Source organism: Streptomyces sp. bgisy027, from assembly GCF_057710365.1.
Map to the genome: position 1 here is coordinate 1 of NZ_JBYIVZ010000135.1, position 1,012 is coordinate 1,012.

A 1,012-nucleotide genomic window follows, 5' to 3' on the forward strand; every position below is an offset into this window, starting at 1 on the left:
GCGGCCTCGGTCAGCTCGTGCGGCAGCGTGCGCATGTAGTTGCTGAGCACGAAGGCGCAGAAGCCGGACTGGAAGGCGACATGAATCAGCACCAGGCCGAGCGCGGAGTCGTAGAGCTTGCCGCTCATGGTGATGCCGGGCAGGTCGATCAGCAGGTACAGCCGGTACAGCGGGGTGATGATGACCTGCTGCGGCAGCAGGTTGCCGGCCGTGAAGACCAGCAGCAGCGCCAGGTTGAGGCGGAAGTCGAAGCGGCTGACGTAGAAGGCGACCATCGAGGACAGGAACAGCGTCAACAGCACCGCCGGCACGGCGATGATCATGGTGTTGACGAAGTAGTGGCTCATGTCCGACTGCGTGAACGCGTTCGTGAAGTTGTCGAAGTTCAGCGTGTCCGGCCAGGACACGTATCCCTTCTCGCTCGTCTCCGAGTACGGCCGCAGCGCCGCGTAGACCGCCCAGAGCAGCGGCGCGAGCCAGGCCAGGGCGGCGCCCGCGAGGAAGAGGTGCAGCAGGATCCGGGCGGGGCGCAGGGGCGTACGGGCCTTGGTCAGTGCGGTGGTGCTCATGCGCGCCGCTCCTTCCGGAAGGTGGCCACCAGGTAGGGGATGATCACGACGAGGGAGATCAGCAGCAGCACGACCGCGATCGCGGAGCCGTATCCGATGCGGCTGGACTCGCCGATGATGTTGTTGGTGACCAGGATCGAGAGCAGCTCGGTGCCCTCGGCGCCCTTGTTGAAGACGAAGACCAGATCGAAGGCGCGCAGCGCCTCGATGATGGTGACGACCAGGACGACGGTGTTGGTGGGGCGCAGCGTCGGGAAGATGACGTTCTTGAACGTCTGCCACTCGCCTGCCCCGTCGAGCGCGGACGCCTCCCGCAGCGAGGGGTCGACGCCCTTCAGGCCCGCCAGGTACAGGATCATCATGTAGCCGGTGTGGCGCCAGGACGCGGCGACGAGGATCGCCCAGAGGTTGAGGTCCGGGTCGCCGATCCAGTCGATGTACTT

The 1,012-nt window shown here is 65.7% G+C and carries 2 protein-coding genes; both read right to left on the reverse strand.

Annotation, left to right across the window (positions count from 1 at the left end):
- On the reverse strand, positions 1-569 hold a 569-nt coding region (locus tag AC3ETA_RS47740; RefSeq protein ID WP_432199164.1), incomplete at its 3' end, for a carbohydrate ABC transporter permease.
- Positions 566-1,012: carbohydrate ABC transporter permease (locus AC3ETA_RS47745; RefSeq protein ID WP_432199165.1), on the reverse strand; the 447-nt coding region annotated here is incomplete at its 5' end. The genes AC3ETA_RS47740 and AC3ETA_RS47745, both read right to left, overlap by 4 nt.